The organism is Alcanivorax sp. (assembly GCF_002726155.1).
In the GTDB taxonomy this organism is placed as follows: domain Bacteria; phylum Pseudomonadota; class Gammaproteobacteria; order Pseudomonadales; family Alcanivoracaceae; genus Alcanivorax.
This window is the reverse complement of the sequence record NZ_PBSH01000032.1, coordinates 37,509-58,343: the sequence shown is the minus strand read 5'-3', so window position 1 is coordinate 58,343 and position 20,835 is coordinate 37,509. Positions and strand designations below refer to the sequence as shown.

Annotated in this window: 20 protein-coding genes; 16 read left to right on the top strand and 4 right to left on the bottom strand. The window is 59.3% G+C overall.

The genetic code is table 11. The annotated features are described in order from the left end of the window. The first annotated feature begins 58 nt into the window (after positions 1–58). From CL546_RS10095 to CL546_RS10055, 9 genes are all read left to right on the top strand, one after another. Positions 59–2,338 carry an LPS-assembly protein LptD gene (locus CL546_RS10095; protein ID WP_290494640.1) on the top strand — a complete coding sequence of 760 codons (2,280 nt, stop codon included), beginning with the start codon at positions 59–61 and terminating at the stop codon, positions 2,336–2,338. Beyond that, on the top strand, positions 2,331–3,659 hold the full coding sequence (locus tag CL546_RS10090; protein WP_290494638.1) for a peptidylprolyl isomerase: 1,329 nt from the start codon (positions 2,331–2,333) through the stop codon (positions 3,657–3,659). The genes CL546_RS10095 and CL546_RS10090 overlap by 8 nt, the downstream gene beginning before the upstream one ends. A 56-nt stretch (positions 3,660–3,715) precedes the next feature. Beyond that, entirely contained in the window at positions 3,716–4,711 is a 996-nt protein-coding gene (gene pdxA / locus CL546_RS10085; protein ID WP_290494636.1) for a 4-hydroxythreonine-4-phosphate dehydrogenase PdxA, read from the top strand. 69 nt (positions 4,712–4,780) lie between these two features. Next, on the top strand, positions 4,781–5,593 hold the full coding sequence (gene rsmA, locus CL546_RS10080; protein ID WP_290494635.1) for a 16S rRNA (adenine(1518)-N(6)/adenine(1519)-N(6))-dimethyltransferase RsmA: 813 nt from the start codon (positions 4,781–4,783) through the stop codon (positions 5,591–5,593). Beyond that, the gene (apaG, locus tag CL546_RS10075) at positions 5,590–6,006 is read left to right on the top strand and encodes a Co2+/Mg2+ efflux protein ApaG (protein WP_155132586.1); all 417 of its coding nucleotides are present in this window, start codon (positions 5,590–5,592) and stop codon (positions 6,004–6,006) included. Before rsmA ends, apaG begins: the two co-directional genes overlap by 4 nt. A gap of 96 nt (positions 6,007–6,102) precedes the next feature. Further along, entirely contained in the window at positions 6,103–6,909 is an 807-nt protein-coding gene (locus CL546_RS10070; RefSeq protein WP_290494632.1) for a symmetrical bis(5'-nucleosyl)-tetraphosphatase, read from the top strand. 337 nt (positions 6,910–7,246) lie between these two features. Beyond that, positions 7,247–9,169 carry a PrkA family serine protein kinase gene (locus tag CL546_RS10065; protein WP_290494630.1) on the top strand — a complete coding sequence of 641 codons (1,923 nt, stop codon included), beginning with the start codon at positions 7,247–7,249 and terminating at the stop codon, positions 9,167–9,169. Positions 9,170–9,350: 181 nt separating this feature from the next. Continuing rightward, the gene (locus tag CL546_RS10060) at positions 9,351–10,631 is read left to right on the top strand and encodes a YeaH/YhbH family protein (protein ID WP_290494628.1); all 1,281 of its coding nucleotides are present in this window, start codon (positions 9,351–9,353) and stop codon (positions 10,629–10,631) included. A gap of 2 nt (positions 10,632–10,633) precedes the next feature. Beyond that, positions 10,634–12,139, top strand: a complete 1,506-nt coding sequence (locus CL546_RS10055; RefSeq protein WP_290494626.1) for a SpoVR family protein — start codon at positions 10,634–10,636, stop codon at positions 12,137–12,139. A gap of 17 nt (positions 12,140–12,156) precedes the next feature. Here the strand turns inward: CL546_RS10055 and CL546_RS10050 are convergent, their stop codons facing one another. Beyond that, positions 12,157–13,101, bottom strand: coding sequence for a DMT family transporter (locus CL546_RS10050; RefSeq protein WP_290494624.1), 945 nt, complete (start codon positions 13,099–13,101; stop codon positions 12,157–12,159). A gap of 357 nt (positions 13,102–13,458) precedes the next feature. Here CL546_RS10050 and CL546_RS10045 point away from each other — a divergent pair, with 357 nt between their 5' ends. From CL546_RS10045 to CL546_RS10030, 4 genes are read left to right on the top strand one after another with little or no spacing between them, the layout of a single operon-like run. Then, positions 13,459–14,691 (top strand): multifunctional CCA addition/repair protein, encoded by a 1,233-nt coding sequence (locus tag CL546_RS10045; protein ID WP_290494622.1) that lies wholly within the window; start codon positions 13,459–13,461, stop codon positions 14,689–14,691. After that, entirely contained in the window at positions 14,691–15,428 is a 738-nt protein-coding gene (locus tag CL546_RS10040; RefSeq protein ID WP_290494620.1) for a pteridine reductase, read from the top strand. The genes CL546_RS10045 and CL546_RS10040 overlap by 1 nt, the downstream gene beginning before the upstream one ends. A gap of 34 nt (positions 15,429–15,462) precedes the next feature. Beyond that, on the top strand, positions 15,463–15,900 hold the full coding sequence (locus CL546_RS10035) for a DUF4124 domain-containing protein (RefSeq protein ID WP_290494618.1): 438 nt from the start codon (positions 15,463–15,465) through the stop codon (positions 15,898–15,900). Continuing rightward, the gene (locus tag CL546_RS10030) at positions 15,888–16,814 is read left to right on the top strand and encodes a DUF4124 domain-containing protein (protein ID WP_290494616.1); all 927 of its coding nucleotides are present in this window, start codon (positions 15,888–15,890) and stop codon (positions 16,812–16,814) included. Before CL546_RS10035 ends, CL546_RS10030 begins: the two co-directional genes overlap by 13 nt. A gap of 173 nt (positions 16,815–16,987) precedes the next feature. On the opposite strand, the gene folK is transcribed toward CL546_RS10030, so the two are convergent. Further along, the gene (gene folK / locus CL546_RS10025) at positions 16,988–17,509 is read right to left on the bottom strand and encodes a 2-amino-4-hydroxy-6-hydroxymethyldihydropteridine diphosphokinase (protein WP_290494614.1); all 522 of its coding nucleotides are present in this window, start codon (positions 17,507–17,509) and stop codon (positions 16,988–16,990) included. Then, positions 17,502–17,864 carry a dihydroneopterin aldolase gene (folB, locus tag CL546_RS10020; protein WP_290494612.1) on the bottom strand — a complete coding sequence of 121 codons (363 nt, stop codon included), beginning with the start codon at positions 17,862–17,864 and terminating at the stop codon, positions 17,502–17,504. The genes folK and folB overlap by 8 nt, the downstream gene beginning before the upstream one ends. A gap of 230 nt (positions 17,865–18,094) precedes the next feature. Here folB and plsY point away from each other — a divergent pair, with 230 nt between their 5' ends. Further along, positions 18,095–18,670, top strand: a complete 576-nt coding sequence (gene plsY, locus CL546_RS10015) for a glycerol-3-phosphate 1-O-acyltransferase PlsY (protein ID WP_290494610.1) — start codon at positions 18,095–18,097, stop codon at positions 18,668–18,670. 233 nt (positions 18,671–18,903) lie between these two features. On the opposite strand, the gene tsaD is transcribed toward plsY, so the two are convergent. Further along, the gene (gene tsaD, locus CL546_RS10010) at positions 18,904–19,929 is read right to left on the bottom strand and encodes a tRNA (adenosine(37)-N6)-threonylcarbamoyltransferase complex transferase subunit TsaD (protein WP_290494608.1); all 1,026 of its coding nucleotides are present in this window, start codon (positions 19,927–19,929) and stop codon (positions 18,904–18,906) included. Positions 19,930–20,087: 158 nt separating this feature from the next. Here tsaD and rpsU point away from each other — a divergent pair, with 158 nt between their 5' ends. After that, positions 20,088–20,303: a 30S ribosomal protein S21 gene (gene rpsU, locus CL546_RS10005; protein WP_007148705.1), complete on the top strand. Its 216-nt coding sequence runs from the start codon at positions 20,088–20,090 to the stop codon at positions 20,301–20,303. A gap of 14 nt (positions 20,304–20,317) precedes the next feature. Next, positions 20,318–20,764 (top strand): GatB/YqeY domain-containing protein, encoded by a 447-nt coding sequence (locus CL546_RS10000; RefSeq protein ID WP_290494599.1) that lies wholly within the window; start codon positions 20,318–20,320, stop codon positions 20,762–20,764. Positions 20,765–20,835: the final 71 nt, after the last annotated feature.

Genomic DNA, 20,835 nt, shown 5'->3' with positions numbered 1-20,835 from the left:
TGGTGGACGGAAAGTCGCCCGCCATTAAAGCGGCCTTTTTACCTGTTCTGAGCAGCTGATGCCACTGCCCATACCTCGATTATTGATTCCTGCCCTGCTGCTTGCCTCAGGGACCAGCCTTGCGGAAAACGACCTGAACTGGGTTGACCGCGAAGAGATGGCCACGTTCCCTGCCGTGCAACAGCGGCCGATACCCGAGTGGTGCGGCGGCATTTACTATAACCCCCGTGTCGGCATGCCCGTGGATGGCAGTGATACGGTGGTGACCGCGGATCACTCCACCCTGACCCAGGACGGCCTGATCAAGCTGGATGGCGATGTGCTGATTGAACAGCCCGGCCGCCGCATCACCACTGACATTGCCGAGCTCGATCAAGCCACCGGCAAGTTCGAGCTGGAAAGTGGCATGCGACTGGAAAGCGACAGAGCCACGTTTATTGCCGACAACATGAGCGGGCAGACGCGGCGCAAGGAAGGCAGCCTGCAAGGCGTGCGTTACTCCATGTTCGACAACGGCGCCCGCGGCAACGCCGATTATATCTTTCTGAACCAGAACACCACCACCATCACCAACGGCACCTACACCACCTGCGCCCCTGGCTCCAACGGCTGGGTGATGCAGGGCGACCGTATTTTTCTGGATCGGGACAAAGGTTGGGGCGAAGCCAACAACGTGGTGCTTAAAGTCAAAAGCATGCCAATCTTCTGGCTGCCCTGGATGACTTTCCCCATTGATGACCGGCGCAAGACCGGCCTGCTGTTCCCGACGCTGTCCGTGGGTGACAGTGGTGGACTGGACATTTCCCAGCCCATTTACCTGAACCTGCACCCGCAATTCGACGCCACCATCGCTCCCCGTTATATCGACGGCCGGGGCAGCGGCGTGGACAGCGAATTCCGCTACCTGTCCCGCTGGGGTGAAGGCAGCGTCAGCTATGGTGTGCTGTTCAACGATCGTAAATTCGATGACGAAAACCGCCAGGTGGGCCGCTGGAGCCATAATGGCAACATCAACCGCTGGAATCTGAAAACCGACTTCACCTACGTCTCCGACGATTTCTACTTCAAGGATCTGGATACCGGGCTGGAAATCAGCTCCCAGACCCACCTGCCACGGCTGGCAGAAGCCCGCTATTACGGGCGTACCTGGCAGGTACTCGGCCGGCTGCAATCCTGGCAGACCATCGACCCGACTCTGGACGACGCCGACCTGCCCTACCGGCGTCTGCCCCAGCTGCAATTGACCGGCGATCCGACACTCTACGGCCCGGTGAAAGGGTTGTGGCTGTCCGACGTCACCGCTTTCGACCGCAGCGACTCCGACGACAGCGGCAAAGCCACCGGCCTGCGTGGCCACATGGCCCCGGCCCTGTCCATGCGGCTGCAAAAGCCCTGGGGCTATGTAGAGCCGCGCACCCGGCTCTACCACACCCAGTACAAGCTCGATAACGTGGACGCCAACGACGAGGACAACCCGGACATAACCACCTGGGGGGCCAGCCTGGATTCCGGCCTGTTCTTCGAGCGCCCCGGAAACTGGTTCGGCGCCAGCTTCACCCAGACCCTGGAACCGCGCCTGTTCCTGAACAAGGTGGCCTATGAAGATCAGAGCGAGCTCCCCAACTTCGATTCCGGCGAGCTGACCTTCTCCTATAACTCGCTGTTCCGGGAAAATCGCTTTATTGGTTACGACCGTATCGGCGATGAAGAAAAATTGGCGGTGGGCCTGACCAGCCGCTTCCTGCATGATGGCACCGGCCGCGAACAGCTGCGCCTGCGGGTGGCGCAGGGTTTCTATTTTGACGACCGCAAAGTGATCACCGAACGGGCCGTGGAAGACCCCACCGACGACCAGACACCGGTTATCGGCGATGCCCGCTGGAACTTTGCACGCGATTGGTACCTCTACTCAGAGGCCCAGTGGGATACCGAAGAAAACAAACGCGAACGTTCCAACTTCCAGATCGGCTATAACGATCGGGAGCGCCGCGTGGTCAACCTGGGCTATCACGACCGCCCGGCAGACGACATCCGCGCCTCCGAAGTCAGCGCTATTCTGCCGGTTCACCGGCACTGGCGACTGATCGGACGTTGGGCATACGACCTGGACAACCAACGCTCGCTGGAAACCATGGCCGGTGCCGAATACCGCAATTGCTGCTGGAAATTGCGCCTATTGAGCCAGCGCGAACTGGTAGATGACAACGGTGACGGCAACCTTGAGGCGGATAGCACCGTCTCGTTCCAGATCCAGATGATCGGCCTGGGTGGTTTTGGCGGCCAGATAGATTCCCTACTGGAGCGCAGCATTCCGGGATACAGGAGAGAATATGATTAAGGTAACGCTGCAGGCTGCACGCCGCACGCTGCATGCAAAACACACCTTGCTTGGCCTGTTCGCCATGGCCGTGCTGATGGTGCCGGCCTGGAGCCAGGCCAAAGTGCAGATGCTCGACCGCATTGTGGCGGTGGTTAACGATGGCGCCATCATGGCCAGCGAGCTGGATGAGCGAATCAACACCATTGCCCTGCAGTTCCAGGAAAAAGGCCAGCAACTGCCCCCCCCCGCCGTGATGCGCGAGCAGGTGCTCGACCGCATGGTACTGGAACGTCTGCAGCTGCAGCTGGCCGAACGGGGCGGCATCAAGGTTGACGACGCCAGCCTCAATCAGGCCCTGGCCGGCATCGCCCGTCAGAATGGCATGAGCCTGGAAGACTTCTCCGCCGCCCTGCGCGAAGACGGCTACGACTGGCCCCAGTTCCGCGAGCAGATTCGCGAAGACATGGTGATCTCGCGCCTGCAGCAGCGCAGCGTGGCCTCCCGTATTCAGGTCACCGACCGGGAAGTGGACCGCTTCCTGAACTCCGAGCTGGGCAAACAGATGTTCCAGGAAGACTTCCATCTGGGCCACATCCTGGTGCGCGTTCCCGCAGAAGCCAGCCCGGAAGATATCACCCAGGCCCGCGCCAAAGCTGAAGGCATTGTCAAAAAGCTCAATGACGGCGGCGATTTCCAGCAGCTGGCGGTGGCTGAGTCCGACGGCCCCAAAGCCCTGGAAGGCGGCGACCTGGGCATGCGCCCCGCTGCCCAGTGGCCCACCCTGTTTGCTGAAAACGCCATCGGTCTGAAGAAAGGCGAGATTTCCGAACCACTGCGCTCCGGCGCCGGCTTCCATATCCTGAAAATGATCGACCGCAAGGGCGGTTCCGAAAAAGTCGTTACCCAGTACCAGGTTCGCCATGTGCTGATCAAAACCGACGCCCTGACCAGCGCCGAGCAAGCCCACAAGCAGGCGATACGGCTCCACGACGAAATCGCCGCCGGCAAGCGACAGTTCAGCGACACCGCCGCCGAATTCTCCGACGACCCGGGCAGCGCCCGCAGCGGCGGCGAACTGGGCTGGGTCAACAAAGGCGAAATGGTCCCGGAATTTGAAGACATGATGCTCAACACCCCCGAGGGTGAGCTGTCACCGGTGTTCGAAAGTCAGTTTGGCTGGCATTTCCTGCGTGTAGACGACGTGCGCGATGCCGACATGAGCGCCGAATTCCGCCGCATGCAGGCCACCCAGGCCCTGCAGAAACGCCGCTTTGAAGAAGAGCTGGAAACCTGGGTGCAGGAAAAGCGCAGCGAATCCTATGTGGATATCAGGCTATGACGCTTGCAGGCAACACGCAGCACGCAACATGCCTGCCCGGCAGTGGGCAATAAACCATGCCTGCCCCTATCGCCATCACCTATGGTGACCCGGCAGGGATCGGGCCGGATCTGGTCCTGACCCTGCCGGACGCTTTTGCCGACGCCCCACTGGTGGTTATCGGCGATCGCCAGGTGCTGACCGAACGGGCACAACAACTGGGCCTGACGGTGCCGCTGGGCGACTGGCAACCCGGCCAGCCACGCCCCACAGACTGCCTGCCGGTCTGGCATACACCCGCCGGCGCCAACGTCACCGCCGGCAAACCGAATCCGGCCACCGCCACCGGCACACTCGCCATGCTCACCCGTGCCGCCCAGGGCTGCCTTAACGGCACCTTCTCGGCCATGGTCACCGCCCCGGTGGCCAAGAATGTGATTTGTGAAGGCGCGGATCCCGCCTTCACCGGGCACACCGAGTTTCTCGCCGAACAGGCGGAGGTAGCGCAGGTGGTGATGATGCTCACCGCCCCGGCCCGGACGCAGGATTTGCGGGTGGCCCTGGCCACCACTCACCTGCCCCTGAGCCAGGTTCCGGCGGCGATTACCCCGGCCAGCCTGATCCGCACCCTGAGCATTCTCCGTGACGACCTGATCGGCAAATACCGAATTGCCGAGCCGCGCATCATGGTACTGGGGCTCAACCCCCATGCCGGCGAAGGCGGGCATCTGGGGCGCGAAGAGCTGGATGTGATCATCCCCACTCTGGAGCAACTGCGTACCCAGGGCATGGCGCTCACCGGCCCCCTGCCCGCCGACACCGCCTTTCAGCCGCACCTGCTGGAGCAGCACGATGCGGTGCTGGCCATGTATCATGACCAGGGCCTGCCGGTGCTCAAATACGCCGGTTTCGGCGAAGCCATCAATATCACCCTGGGGCTGCCGTTCATTCGCACCTCCGTGGACCATGGCACCGCCTTCGACCTGGCAGGCAGCGGCACCGCCAGCGCCAGCAGCCTGATCGCCGCCACGCGCCAGGCATTGGCGTTGGCCTCAGCGCAATGTGATGCCTGACGCTGCTCTGATTGCACATTGACAAAACACAGCTAAGACACACCACCCGGCCCCGACCTGAGACCCGCTATGACAGAACACCGCACCCGTAAACGCTTTGGCCAGCACTTCCTGCACGACCGCAATCTGGTCGACCGCATGATTCGCACCCTGGGCCTGCAAGCGGGCGACACCCTGGTGGAAATCGGGCCGGGCCGGGGCGCCCTGACCTATCCCTTGCTGGAAGAAATCCCCCATTTACATGTGGTGGAGCTGGACCGGGACCTGATCGCCCTGCTGCGCCAGGAAAACACCCCCGACCGGCTGACCATTCATGAAAGTGACGCCCTGCGCTTTGATTTCCGCACCCTGAAACCTGCGGACAAGCCCCTTCGGGTGATCGGCAACCTGCCTTACAACATCTCCACCCCGCTGATCTTTCACCTGCTGGCCCAGGCCGACGCCATCAGTGACATGACTTTCATGCTGCAGAAAGAAGTGGTGGAACGGCTCACCGCCAGCCCCGGCACCCGCGACTGGGGACGGCTGTCCATCATGGTGCAGTACCACTGCCAGGCGGATTACCTGTTCTTTGTGCCTCCGGGGGCGTTCAGCCCTCCTCCCCGGGTGGACTCCGCCGTGGTCCGGCTGATCCCCCACGCCAGCCCGCCACATCCAGCGGATGACGAAGACCACCTGCGCAAACTGGTGGCCCAGGCGTTCACACAGCGGCGCAAGGCCATCCGTAATGGGTTAAAATCCTGGGTTAGCGCCGAGCAATTCGAAGCGCTTGGCATTGATGCCGGCCTGCGACCGGACCAGCTGTCCGTGGCCGATTATGTGGCACTGGCCAACATCAGCCGCCCGAACGCCGACGAAGACAAGGGAGAAAGCACGCCATGAGCGTCACCGAACAAGGCAACAGCGATACCGCCAACGGCGACTCCCGCCACGACATCCGGGTATCCGTGGAAACCGAATTCCTGCCAGACCAGAGCGACGCAGAAAGCGAACGCTGGGTCTTTGCCTACCACATCAGCATCCACAATCAGGGCGCCGTCAGCGCCCGCCTGCTGACCCGTCACTGGGTGATCACCGATGGCGAAGAGCGCGTACAGGAAGTCCACGGGGAAGGCGTCATCGGCGAACAGCCCCATATCGCCCCCGGCCAGACCTTCCGCTACACCAGCGGTGCCATACTGGAAACCGAAGTGGGCAGCATGCGTGGCAGTTACCAGATGATTGGCGAAGATGGCATCCACTTTGACGCACAAATCCCCGCCTTCACCCTTGCGGTACCGCATGCATTGCATTAACGCCGGCACACATCACGCCGCACGCAACACGCAAACTGCGCCTTTGAGCGTGCCGCGTGTGGCGTGCTGCATGCAAGCGGGCGCCGGAGGCGCCTTGTGACTGACTACGCCATTGGTGACCTGCAAGGCTGCTTGGAGGCGTTTGACTGTCTGTTGGAGAAAATAAGCTTCAACGCCGACCGTGACCGCCTGTTTCTGGCCGGGGATCTGGTCAATCGGGGGCCGGATTCCCTGGGCACCCTGCGTCGCGTCCACGCCCTGCGTGACAACGTGCATACCGTACTGGGCAACCACGACCTGCATCTGCTGGCGGTGGCCAACGGCACCACCCGCAGCAAGCGCAAGGACACCCTCAGTGGGATCCTCAACGCCCCGGATCGCGCTGAACTGCTGGGTTGGTTGCAACACCAACCCCTGCTGATTCCCCTGCCGGAACACAACGCAGTAATGACCCACGCCGGCATCCCGCCACTGTGGACACTGGAGCAGGCCGGCCAGCGGGCGGCGGAAGTGGAAACAGTGCTACGCAGCGACTCCGCCGACGCCTTCTTTACCCATATGTACGGCAACACCCCCGCCGGCTGGAACGAACAACTCTCCGGCACAGACCGCTGGCGCGTGATCACCAACCATTTCACCCGTATGCGTTTCGTGGATCAGGCCGGCGAACTGGACCTGACCAGCAAAGGCGAGCCTGACCAGCCTCCCGCCGGGTTCATGCCCTGGTTCCAGCACCCCCGGCGGGTGCTCACCGACACCCGCATCCTGTTCGGCCACTGGGCCGCCCTGGAAGGTCACAGCGGAGTCGACAAAGTCGACGCACTGGATACCGGCTGCGTCTGGGGTGGCACTTTGACAGCATTGCGCCTGGACGATCAGGTACGCATCCAGTGCGACTGCTAATCCGTCGTTAAACACCATAGATCGTTTCTCTCTACCATCTGTCTGCCATCTGCGGGCAACCTTATACCTGCGGGGAAACCTGCCCCGGCGACCCGGCAATACGCCGGATCAACGTTACCGAGACCTCGTCATTTTTTTAAAAAAAGTTGCCCGCTTTTCTTTGACTTGTTCCGCCGTTTGGTTCCATGCTAAAGCCAAGACATGCGCTCAGCCGGCGATGACGCGCAGCCCGTTTCACCCTTTCTTAACGCCATAGCCGACTGACTTTTATCGATAAAGGAAAACCCTGCATGTAGTTTTGTTGTGACAATGTGCGTTCCGCCAGGAGGAAGCAGGCATGAGTATAATCAGCCACTACCAGGCCCGGTTTGATGCGACCCAGCAAGAAGAAATGTCGCTGGAAGAGTACCTGGAACTGTGCAAGGACGACCCCAGCGCTTACGCCACTGCCGCTGAGCGCATGCTGATGGCCATCGGCGAACCGGAAATGGTCGATACCGCCCAGGACCCACGCCTGTCACGCATCTTCTCCAACAAGATTATCCGCCGCTACCCCGCCTTCGACGAGTTTTACGGGCTCGAAGAAGTCATCGAAAACATCGTCAGCTACTACCGGCACGCCGCCCAGGGCCTGGAAGAAAAGAAACAGATTCTTTACCTGCTTGGGCCAGTGGGTGGCGGCAAATCATCCCTGGCCGAAAAGCTCAAGGCGCTGATGCAGAAAGTGCCCTTCTATGCCCTCAAAGGCTCGCCGGTAAACGACTCCCCTCTGACCCTGTTCAACCCGGAAGAAGACGGCCCCATCCTCGAAGAGGAATACGGCATTCCCCGCCGTTATATCCGCACCATCATGTCGCCCTGGGCGGTCAAGCGTTTGCATGAATTCGGCGGCGACCTGAGCCAGTTTCGCGTGGTAAAACGCTACCCCTCCATTCTCGACCAGGTCGCGGTGGCCAAAACCGAACCCGGCGATGAAAACAACCAGGATATTTCCGCCCTGGTGGGGAAGGTGGACATCCGCAAGCTGGAAGACTTCTCCCAGGATGATCCGGACGCCTACGCCTTTTCCGGGGGCCTGTGCCGGGCCAACCAGGGTCTGCTCGAATTCGTGGAAATGTTCAAGGCACCGATCAAGGTTCTGCACCCATTGCTCACCGCCACCCAGGAAGGAAACTACAACGGCACCGAACACATGGGCGCCATCCCTTTCGATGGCATGGTGCTGGCGCACTCCAACGAAGCCGAGTGGCATACCTTCCGCAACAATAAAAACAATGAAGCCTTTATCGACCGGGTCTATATCGTCAAGGTACCTTACTGCCTGCGCGTCACCGAAGAGATGCTGATCTACGACAAGTTGCTGCGCAACTCCAGCCTGCGCGATGCCCACTGTGCCCCAGACACTCTGCACATGCTGGCCCAGTTTTCCACGCTCACTCGGCTGAAAGAACCGGAAAACTCCAGCATTTATTCAAAGATGCGCGTTTACGACGGCGAGAATCTGAAAGATGTAGACCCCCACGCCAAATCCATGCAGGAGTACCGCGACATGGCCGGCGTGGATGAAGGCATGGCCGGGCTCTCCACCCGCTTTGCTTTCAAGATTCTCTCCAAGGTATTCAACTATGACCACTCGGAGGTAGCGGCCAACCCGGTGCACCTGATTCATGTTCTGGAGCAGCGCATTGAACAGGAACAGTTCCCCCAGGAAAAATCGGAACAGTACCGCCGCTTCATCAAGGAATACCTGGTGCCCCGCTACGTAGAATTCATTGGTAAAGAAATTCAGACCGCCTACCTCGAATCTTACTCGGAATACGGCCAGAACATTTTCGACCGCTACGTTATCTATGCGGATTTCTGGATTCAGGATCAGGAGTTCCGCGACCCGGATACCGGTGAGATTTTCGACCGTCAGGCGCTCAATGAAGACCTGGAAAAAATCGAAAAACCCGCCGGCATTTCCAACCCCAAAGACTTCCGCAACGAAGTGGTCAACTTCGTCCTTCGCGCCCGCGCCAACAACCACGGCAAGAACCCCAGCTGGCTCAGTTACCAGAAACTGCGCGACGTGATCGAGAAAAAAATGTTCTCCAACACCGAGGACCTGCTGCCCGTCATTTCCTTCAACGCCAAAGGCAGCGAGGACGACCAGCGCAAACACAACAACTTCGTGCAGCGCATGGTATCCCGGGGCTACACGGAGAAGCAGGTAAGGCTGCTATCCGAGTGGTACCTGCGGGTGAGAAAGGCGCAATAGCAACAGGAGACGCAGCATGCTTCACGTAACACGCAACAACACGACATAAAGATTCTCGATACTTTACGGTTATCACCGCGCCCGAATCGAAACGCGGCGACAACGCCTGAAGCCATCTGCCGAGCCGCCCCCGCGTTGTTGCGTGAAGCGTGTTGCGTGATGCCGCTTCCGGAGGAAGCCCATGAGCTACATCATTGACCGTCGCCTGAACGATAAACGCAAAAGCACCGTTAACCGGCAGCGCTTCCTGCGCCGCTATCGTTCGCACATTCGCGATGCCGTCAACGATGCGGTCAGCCGCCGCTCCATCAAGGACATGGAGCAAGGCGAGCGGATAAGCATTCCCCGCAAGGACCTCTCTGAACCCATTTTCCATCACGGCCCCGGCGGGCAACGCAGCATCGTCCACCCGGGCAACCAGGAATTTCATCAGGGAGACCGTATTCGCCGCCCGGACGGTGGCGGCGGAGGCGGACCCGGCGATGGCCAGGCCAGTGACCAGGGCGAAGGCAATGACGAGTTCGCCTTCGAAATCGACAAACAGGAATTCCTGAACTTCCTGTTTGAAGACCTGGAGCTGCCCAATCTTCTCAAGCGTCACCTGGAAGGGGCTCATATCTTTCAACATCGGCACGGCGGCATCGTCAGCCAGGGCATGCCCGCCAAAATCAATATCGTCCGCTCCATGCGCCAGGCCTCCATGCGCCGCCGCGCCCTCACCGCCGCCACGCGCAAGAAAATACGCACCCTGAAAGCCGAGCGAGATGCGCTGCTGGAACAGGATCAGTCGCCACAACGGCAAGCACGTTTGCACGAGCTGGATGAGCAGATCGCCCGACTGGAACGCCGGGTCGAACGTATCCCTTTTCTGGACACGGTGGACCTGCGCTACAACCACCACGTCAAAGTCCCGGTACCGGTCAGCCGGGCGGTTATGTTCTGCATCATGGATGTGTCCGGCTCCATGAATCAGGACATGAAAGACCTAGCCAAACGCTTCTTTCTGCTTCTTTACCTGTTCCTTGAGCGTAACTACGAACATATCGAGGTGGTCTTTATCCGCCATCACACCAGTGCCAAGGAAGTTAATGAAGAAGAATTTTTCTACTCCCGGGAAACCGGCGGCACCATCGTATCCAGCGCGCTGAAGCTGACCCGCGACATCATCGAGGAACGCTACCCGGTTGACGAATGGAACCTGTATGCCGCCCAGGCCTCGGACGGTGACAACTGGAACGATGACTCACCCGCCTGCGCCAAACTGATCGAAGACGAGCTGCTTCCCAAGCTGCAGTACTTTTCCTACGTAGAGGTCATGCCACGGGCTCACCAGGCGCTCTGGGACCACTACCAGAACATTATGCAGCGGCACTCTTCTGCCTTTTCCATGGCCCAGATTGATGAGCCCGGGGAGATTTATCCGGTATTTCGCGAGCTGTTCAAAAAACGCATGGAGACCTGAGCATGTTTCTTTCAGAGGGCTCTGACTGGGATTTTGAATTACTGGCCCGCTACGACGAAGCCATTGCGGACCTGGCCCATAACAAATACGGCCTCGACACCTACCCCAACCAGATCGAGGTCATTTCGTCCGAACAAATGATGGACGCTTATTCTTCTGTGGGCATGCCGGTAGGCTACAACCACTGGTCATTCGGCAAACAATTCGTGGAAGTCGAGGGGCGCTACCGGCGCGGACATATGGGCCTGGCCTATGAAATCGTGATCAACTCCGATCCCTGCATCGCCTACCTGATGGAGGAAAATAACATCACCATGCAAGCGCTGGTCATCGCCCATGCCAGCTATGGCCATAATTCATTCTTCAAGAACAACTATCTTTTCAAAACCTGGACGGATGCCTCGTCCATCATTGATTACCTGGTGTTCGCCCGAAACTATATTGCGGACTGTGAGCAACGCCATGGCGTCAAGGCCGTGGAGGAAACCCTGGACTCCTGCCATGCGCTGATGAACTACGGGGTGGACCGCTACAAGCGCCCTTCGCCCATTTCCGCCGTGGAGGAAAAACGCCGGCAACGGGAACGGGAAGCGTCACTGCAGAAACAGATTTCAGAACTCTGGCGCACTTTTCCGCAGTTACAGCCTGCCGTTCAATTACGCGAGGAGGCCCCAAACTTTCCGGCTGAGCCCCAGGAAAACCTGCTCTACTTCCTCGAAAAAAACGCCCCCTTACTGGCTCCCTGGCAGCGGGAAATCATCCGTATCGTGCGAAAGATGGCCCAGTACTTTTACCCCCAGCGCCAGACCAAGGTAATGAACGAAGGCTGGGCCTGCCTGTGGCATTACACCCTGCTGAACGATCTTTATGATCAGGGAAAAGTCACGGATGGCTTCATGCTCGAATTTCTCCAGAACCATAGCCAGGTGATTTACCAGCCACCGTTCACTGCGCCCTTTTACAGCGGTATGAATCCCTACGCTCTAGGCTTCAACATGTTCCAGGACATCCGCCGCATCTGCGAAACCCCGGACGACGAAGACCGAGAATGGTTCCCGGAAATTGCCGGCTCGGATTGGTTGAGTACGGTGAAATTCGCCATGGAAAGCTTCAAGGATGAAAGCTTTATTCAGCAGTTCCTATCGCCACGCCTGATCCGTTATTTCAAGTTTTTCCAGATCGCCGACGATGACCGTAACGACTACGTGGAAGTGGGCGCCATTCATAACGAACAGGGCTACCGAAAAGTCCGTGACGCGCTGGCTGAGCAATACAACCTGAGCATTCAGGAACCCAACATCCAGGTGGTCAACGCCAATGTGCACGGTGATCGCACGCTGACCTTGCGCCACCAACGCAACAGCGGCCGGCCACTGGATGAAAACAGTGCCCGGGAGGTACTACGCCATCTGCACCGCTTGTGGAAGTTTGAGGTCCGCCTGGAGAGTGTTGAGCACGGCAGCGTACTGAACGAATTCAGCATGCCACCGCCCACCGTTATTTCCTGATCCGGACACGACCGACATCATGGCACCGGATCCAGGGTAGCGGCTGCTTCAGACTCTGCCATTTGCTTCAGCTGGCGGCGTACCTTGTGATCCCCCAGCAAGAAAAGCGACAACGCGAGCACAATCAATGCGGCGCCCGCCAGCACCAGAGCTCCAAGGCTTTCGCCGTTGAACAGGCTACCCAGCGAGAGCGCCAGCACCGGTGTTATCAGCGTCACCAGCGCCACGGTGGCCGCAGGCAAGCGCGCCAGTACCTGGTAGTAGCAGTAAAAACCCAACAGCGAGCCGAACACCGCCAGATACAGGATGGCGGACAGGCCCCGATAGTCACCGCTAAAACTCAACGTCTGCCCGGTAATCACCATGCCGACGGCATAGCAGGGTAATGACAACAGCAAGCCGCCCACGGTCTGCTGCATGGGCTGCAGCCCGGCGGCCACACGTTGCACGGCGATGCCACTGCCGGCAAACAGGGTCACCGCGCTGAGCATCCACAGTAAGCCGACACCCCGCTCCCCCATGCCTTGCCCGGCGACCAGCACGTGCAGGCTGTCATCAAAGACCAGTGCCAATCCGGCCAGGCCGATCAGGCAGGCACTCCAGTGCCAGCGATTGAGGCGCGTCCCACCCGGCAAACCTTGCAGCATCAGCCCCGAGAGCAACGGCGCCAGGCCAAAGATCACCGAGATCAGCCCGGAAGGCAGGTGCGCTGCTGCCATATAACTGCATCCCATGGCACCAAAAATACCGGGCAGGGACGCCAGATAGCTAAGCCGCGCCCGGCGATGCAACGGCAACGGCTGACGTTTCATCCACAACCAGCCCAGCCCCAGCAGCGCGGCGATGCCCATGCGCACACCGGCTGCCGCCAGCGGCGCCATGGCCTCACCACTCCATTTAATCCCCAACGGCGTGGTTGCCCACACCGCCACCACGATCAAATACGCTGCCAGGGTTGGCATGATTTTCTCCGCTTCAAGCTACACGCAACACGCATCAACGCGCTCATCGTTGCCTTTTGATTTGCCACCTCACTGCCCGCGCTCAAACATTTGTGCGCGGGCAGTGCCTCAGGACTCCGGCTTGCGTTGATTCGCGTTGTTGCATGGAGCCTGTTGCGTGAAGCGGCCCCATAAAAAAAGGCCGCAGGTCGGGGACGCTGCGGCCTTTTTTGATAACTGAAACTTTCAGTCACATAGCCGTCGTCCCTGCGCACGCCATTTGCGTGCACAGCGGTCGACGACCAGCATCAAAGAGTTCAGTTTCAGTACGATAGAAAGCATGCGACCATTCTGCTCAAGAACTCACAGGTAAACAAGATGAAAGTGTATCTGGTGGGCGGTGCGGTGCGGGATTCCCTGCTCGGCCTCCCCGTGACGGAAAAGGACTGGGTCGTGGTTGGCGCCACGCCGGAAGAAATGCAAGCCAACGGATTCCGTCCCGTGGGCAAGGATTTCCCGGTATTCCTGCACCCCGACACCCAGGAAGAATACGCCCTGGCCCGTACCGAACGAAAATCCGGCCACGGCTATGGCGGCTTTACCTTCCATGCCGCCAGCGACGTTTCCCTGGAAGAGGACCTGATTCGCCGCGACCTGACCATCAATGCCATGGCGCGTTCAGAAGGTGGCGAGGTGGTCGACCCTTTCAGCGGCAAAGTCGACCTGAAAGCTCGCCTGCTACGACATGTCTCCCCGGCTTTTGCCGAAGACCCGCTGCGAGTATTGCGTGTGGCACGATTCGCTGCCCGTTATCACTGGCTTGGTTTCCGCGTCGCGGACGACACCCTGGCACTGATGCGCCAGCTTAGTGACAGCGGCGAACTGGATTACCTGGTGCCTGAGCGGGTCTGGAAAGAAACCAGCCGGGCACTCATGGAACCGGCCCCCCAGGTCTTTTTCCAGGTGCTGCATGCCTGCGGCGCACTGGAAAAACTATTCCCCGAATTGGCCGCACTGGATGGCGTCCCCCAACCGCAAGCCCACCACCCGGAAGTGGATACCCTGGTGCATCAATGGCTATGCCTGGAAATGGCCGCAACACTCAAGCTGCCGTTGACGGCCCGCTACGCTGTGCTGTGCCACGATCTAGGCAAAGCCAAGACCCCACAGGCAGAGTGGCCCCGGCATATCGCCCATGAAATTCGCAGCGCGCGACTGTCACGCGCCTTGTCGAAACGGCTGCGCGTCCCCCGGGACGCCGCCGACACCGCCGCGCTGGTGGCCGAATACCACACCCACTGCCACCGCGCTCTGGAGCTGAAACCGCAAACCGTGTGGAAACTGTTCAAGGCACTGGATGTGATCCGCCGGCCCGAACGGTTGGAAGATTTTCTGGGCGCCTGCGAAGCCGATGCCCGCGGCCGCACCGGTTTCGAAGACCGTGCCTACCCCCAGGCAAACTACCTGCGCGGTGCGGCCCAGGCGCTCCAGTCTGTGGACGTGGCCGCCTTGCGCGCTGAGGGTCTTGAAGGGCCCGCCCTGGGCGACGCCATCGAAAAAGCACGCATCCAGGCCATCACCACTTTCAAACAACAGGAGCTCAATCCCTGATGACAACCCCCGTCGCCCTGGTTACCGGCAGCGCCCGCCGTATCGGCGCCCAGATCGTTCGTACCCTGCACCACCACGGCATGCGGGTCATCATCCATTACCGTGGCAGTCAGCAGGAAGCCGAAAGCCTGGCCGCAGAGTTAAATCAGCTACGACCGGATAGTGCCGCACTGTTGCAAGCTGATCTGGATCAGCCCGCTGCGGTTCGCCAACTAGCCAACGACGCCCTGACCTGCTTTGGCCAACTGGACCTGCTGGTAAATAATGCCTCCAGTTTCTACCCCACGCCCATTGATCAGGCCGACGACGCCGACTGGGACAAATTGATTCACAGCAACCTGCGCGCCCCCTTTATTCTCAGCCAGCAACTGACGCCGGCCCTGCGCCAACAACACGGCTGCATTATCAACATAGTCGATGTCTACGCGGAAAAACCGCTGCAAACCCACACCCTCTATTGCATGGCCAAGGCAGGACTTGCGATGATGACAAAAAGCCTGGCTCGGGAGCTGGGGCCGGAGATTCGCGTGAACGGCGTATCCCCGGGGCCAATCCTGTGGCCGGAGGCGGGGCAAATGAACCAGCAGGCGATTCAGGATGCCACCGCGCTCAAGCGCAGCGGTGAACCGGATGACATCGCCAACACGGTTTACTGGTTGGCCACAGCCGCGCCATTTATAACAGGTCAGATACTGGCCGTGGACGGGGGACGTTCACTGGCCTTGCAGGGAAGCTAAACCACACAACACGAGACGGATACTCGGGGGAATAATGAGATTAATCGGGGGAATAATTCTGTCGCTGACGGTCATGTCGGCCAGTGCAGAAATCTATCGCTGGAAAGACGCCAACGGAAATTGGCAATTCGGGGACAAGGCGCCAAAAGAGCAACATGACACTCTCGACGTGAAAGCTCCCCCCAAAATTGGTCAGGAGGATGCACGCGATATTCATGCCCGCACCCAGCGTCTGCTGGAAAGCCAGCGTACCCAGGCCCGGGAAAAAGCCCAGGCCGAAGAAGCCGCCCGAAGACAACACCAGGAACGTTTTGCCAAACCCTGCGCGGAAGCACAAGACCGCCTGAAAATGCTCAAAGGCCCTTTCGAATACATTGAAGAAGACGGCTCACGGCGCGGCGCAACGGCAGACGAAGTTGCCGCTGACCAGAAAAAAACCCGTAAATGGATTGACGAACATTGCGACTTCTAGCGCTTGCTCTCACCCTCAGTCTCCTGCTCGGCGGCATCGCCCGGGCAGAAATTTTCCAGTGGCGTGACGCCAACGGTAAATTGCACTTTGGTGACCGGCCACCGGAAGACGTACAAACCCAAACCATCACCCCGGACATCAGCCCACAACTCAAAGAACTCGAAATCCACATTAAACGTCAGGACTTCACCCTCTCCGGCGACCTGCAACAACAAACGCTGGATAACATCCGCAACATTTACCAGCGCTACCGCCGGGATTTCGGCCTGGACCTGCATGGCACCGCGGAAGTCAATTTATACCTGATTGAAAAACAGGACGACTTCCAGCAATGGATGGTTGACCGCATAGGCTCCAGCAGCCGCCACTATGCCGGCGTCTTTATTCCTGCCACCAATGAAGTGGCAGTGTGGCGATGGGCCGATGATGAACGGCAAGTTGCCCAGACCATCCTGCATGAATCCAGCCACGTTCTGCTCTACCAGTTATCACCCTCGGCCCCGGTCTGGTTGCAAGAAGGCCTGGCACAGTATTTCCAGACCCTGGAAACACAACCGGACGGTCGCCTGAAAATCAGTGCGCTGCCGGATGCGCAGGAGCGGGTTCAGACCTGGATTGAACAGCAACGGCTGATCACTCTGCGGCAGTATCTGTCCCTGGACGATGCGCAATGGCGAAAAATGGCCCACCAGCTAAACGCCATTCCCTATACGGTTGCCTGGGCCACTACCGCTTTTCTCATGTCCAAACCCGTGGGCCGCGCCACCCTGCGACAAATGCTTCAGGACCTGGAGAAAACCCACCAGCGCCCAACGCTTCAGCGTATCGAGCACCTCTACCCGGGTGGCATTTCACGGCTGGAATACGATTTCTTTCGTTGGGCCCAAAGCGATATGGCACCGCACTGGTATTAAAAAGAGACGCGGCACGCTTCACGCCACACGCTGCAACGCGGGCGATACTGGGTGCCGAACGGTGGCTGCGCTGCCCGCGAAACGGTTCGTCTCCAGTAGGTCGAATTAGCCTAAAGGCGTAATCCGACATGCTGCGTTCCGAGGCCCATAGCCGGGACCGACGAACCGCGCCGTTATTTATCCTCGAACGGCACCACCCACAATTTTTGCCCACTGAAATTGGCCGCTTCCAGTAGCGAGCGGTAAGACGTTTTTGTTTCGGGATGCAACGCATCCGGGGCCAGGTCCACCAGGGGTTTCAACACAAAAGCGTGTTTGAGAATTTCATCGCGGGGCAGCTGCACCCCATCCACTTCCCCCACACAGTCGTCGTAGGTAAGAATATCGATATCCAGGGTTCGGCTGGAAAACTTCTTCTCGCCACGTACCCGGCCATGGTCTTTTTCGATGTCCTTCAGGCAAGCCGCCAGGCCCCCGACACTCAGGGTCGTCTTCAGCCCTACCACCAGGTTATAAAAAGCATCGCCGTCAAAACCCACCGCTTCACTTTCATACACCGGACTGATTGCCAGCGGTGAAAATAGCCGGGCCAGCGCTTTCAGCCCAGAGCGGATATTGTGCTCACGGTCTATATTGGAGCCCAGGCTAAGGAATACCTGAGCCTGAGACGCGTCACCTTCCAGCGCTTCACCCATCGGGACGTTCACCCCGCTCAATGATCACACCCACATCCCGCGCACCACGCAGGGCGCCCGGTTTGCTGAGCCGCAGCTTCAACCACGGCACCTGAAATTCGTTGAGCACCAGCTGCGCCACGTTCTCGGCCAGCGTCTCAACCAGCTGAAACTCGCTGCTTTCGATAAAGGCAATCAACCGCTTGCCGATAGCCTTGTAGTCCAGGGCATCGTCGATGTGATCCGATGCTGCCCCTCTGCGAATGTCCGCCGCCATCTCCAGATCCAGACTGACGGTCTGGCGAATACGGCGCTCCCAGTCAAAAATGCCGATCACGGTATCCACTTTCAAATCATTGATATAAACAATATCCATACTCGATCTCTTGGCGTGGCATTCACCGGCACCTACGCTGACACAAGGCCTCTGGCGGATGAATCCCATTTCAGGTAATCAGATGTTACGCTTGCATCGCAGGCAATAACGCCCTGCTGTGTACAATGTCACCCCATGTATTACAGGGCGCAAATTTCGCTGCCTCAGCGATTGAAGGGAGATTATAGCCGGTGCAAGCAGGGACATTACAGGACGTCTGGTTTTGGCTAGTGCCATTGTGCATAGCCGGCTATCTGATGGGCTCTATTTCCAGTGCCATTCTGGTGTGTCGATTGTTCGGCTACCCGGACCCTCGCACCGAGGGCTCCAACAACCCCGGGGCCACCAATGTATTGCGCATTGGCGGCAAACCGGCGGCCGCGCTCACCCTGCTCGGTGACGTACTTAAAGGGGTCATTCCGGTGATATTGGCCCGCTCTCTCGACATGGGCCCCTTTGTCGCCGCCCTGGTGGGCACCTCCGCCTTTCTGGGCCACCTGTACCCGGTGTTCTTCCATTTTCAGGGTGGTAAGGGCGTGGCCACGGCTTTCGGGCTGTTGTTCGCCCTGCACTGGCCCAGCGGGCTGCTTGCCGGTGGCACCTGGCTGCTGGTCTTTGCCCTCAACCGCATTTCTTCCATCGCCTCACTCAGCGCTTTTGTAGTAGCACCGGCGTGTATCTTTGCCTGGCTGCCCCAGGCTTTCTGGCCCATGCTGGCTCTGTCTCTGGTGATGATCGCCCGGCACCGCAGCAATCTGCAGAAAATCCTGCGCGGGGAAGAACTGGGGTTCCGAAAGAAAGATTGAGCCCTCAGCCGTAGGGGCGTCGCTGGCGGCGCGATTCTTGATATCAACAAAGCCGCTGTAGGAGTTCCTCTTGAGTGACGAATCCGAGGCTGAGCGAGGAAGCAGGACTTGCAGCAGGTGCCACCAGATTACTCACGCGATGCCTGGCAGTCCTGATCGCCCTGCGGGCGATTTCCACGCTGACGCGTGGTTCGCACCTCAAGAGGTGCTCCTACAGAAAGGCGGCTGGCCGCTTAGAGAGAGGCCAACTCCGTCAGCGGCCAGCGCGGGCGGATCTTGATGGGCAAGGCGGCCCGCTCACCGGCCTGCAATCGCAAGGCACCGGCAAAGGCGATCATGGCGCCATTATCGGTACAGTACTGGGGAGCCGGGTAGTAGACGTCCACACCACGCTTCTTCATCTGCTCGGCCAACTTGACGCGCAACGACTGGTTGGCACTGACGCCTCCGGCCATGACTAACCGTTTGTGCCCGGTCTGCTCCACCGCACGGCGGCATTTGATTACCAGGGTATCCACCGCCGCCTCTTCAAACGCACGGGCAATATCGGCCCGATCCTGCTCGCTCAAGACGTCTTTTCCACCCAAATCATTGATGGTATTGAGGGTGAAGGTCTTCAGCCCGGAAAAGCTCATATCCAGCCCCGGACGATCCGTCATCGGGCGGGGAAAGCGGAATCGCCCCGCTGTGCCCTGCTGGGCCAGCGCAGCAATGCGTGGCCCACCCGGATAACCCAGCCCCATCATCTTGGCGGCCTTGTCGAACGCTTCACCGGCAGCATCATCCACTGATTCGCCCAGAATGGCGTAATCTCCCAACCCCTGGGCATCCAGCAACAGGGTATGCCCGCCACTGACCAGCAGGGCCACAAACGGAAACGCCGGCGCATTGGGTTCCAGCAACGGCGCCAGCAGGTGCCCTTCCATATGATGCACGGCCACAGCGGGCAAATCCCAGCCGAACGCCAGCGAACGGGCAACCCCAGCCCCCACCAGCAAGGCGCCTGCCAGCCCCGGGCCGGCAGTATAGGCAATACCATCAAGCTGCTCCGCCCCCGTATCGGCGGCATCCATCACTTCACGCACCAGCGGCAGCACCCGCTGAACATGGTCACGGCTGGCCAGCTCCGGCACCACCCCGCCATAACGGGCATGCATCTCCACCTGACTATAGAGCGCCTGACCCAGCAGGCCCTGCTCGGTGTCATAGATGGCCACGCCGGTCTCGTCGCAGCTCGATTCAATACCCAATACGCGCATGGTGCTCAACCCTGTGAAATTGCGGCGCCATGATAGCGCCAGACGCCCGGATTTGCATTTATTCCCCACTCAGGTAGAATCCCCGCCTCGCCGCACCCCGGGACCACCTGAGCCCGCGGCGAACCCATAAACTCTAATTTCTAGGAAGGTGATTCTTCATGCCTCAGGTGAAGGTGAAAGAAGGCGAACCGTTTGATGTGGCCCTGCGCCGTTTCAAGCGTGGCTGTGAAAAAGCGGGTATTCTCTCTGAAGTGCGTCGTCGCGAGCAGTACGAGAAGCCCACACAAGAGCGTAAGCGCAAGCGTGCCGCAGCCGTCAAGCGTCACCTTAAAAAACTGCAGCGTGAGCAACTCGCACGCAAACGTTTGTACTAAGGTATAGACGTCTGATGAGTGCGCTCAAAGAGCAGCTCACTGCAGCCATGAAAGACGCCATGCGTGCCAAAGAAAAGGCACGTCTTGGCGTTTTTCGTATGGCGCTGGCAGCGATCAAGCAAATTGAAGTGGACGAGCGCATCGAGCCCGATGATGCCCGTGTACTGGCGTTGCTCGACAAGCTGATCAAGCAGCGCAAGGATTCAGCCGCACAATACCGCGACGCGGACCGCCCGGAACTGGCGGAAACCGAAGAAGCGGAAATCGTGGTACTGCAGGAATTCCTCCCCACCCAGCTCAGCGATGCCGAAATCGACTCCCTTATCGATGACGCCATGGCGCAAACCGGCGCGTCCGGTATGCAGGATATGGGCAAGGTGATGGGTATTCTCAAGCCGAAATTGCAAGGTCGTGCCGATATGGGCGCCGCCAGCGGCAAGGTCCGCGCCAAGCTAGGCTGAGCAATCTGCCAGGGCAGATTCCGGCTCCCCCCTCCCTGTCTTTCTCCGATATTTGTATCGCTTTTTCCATA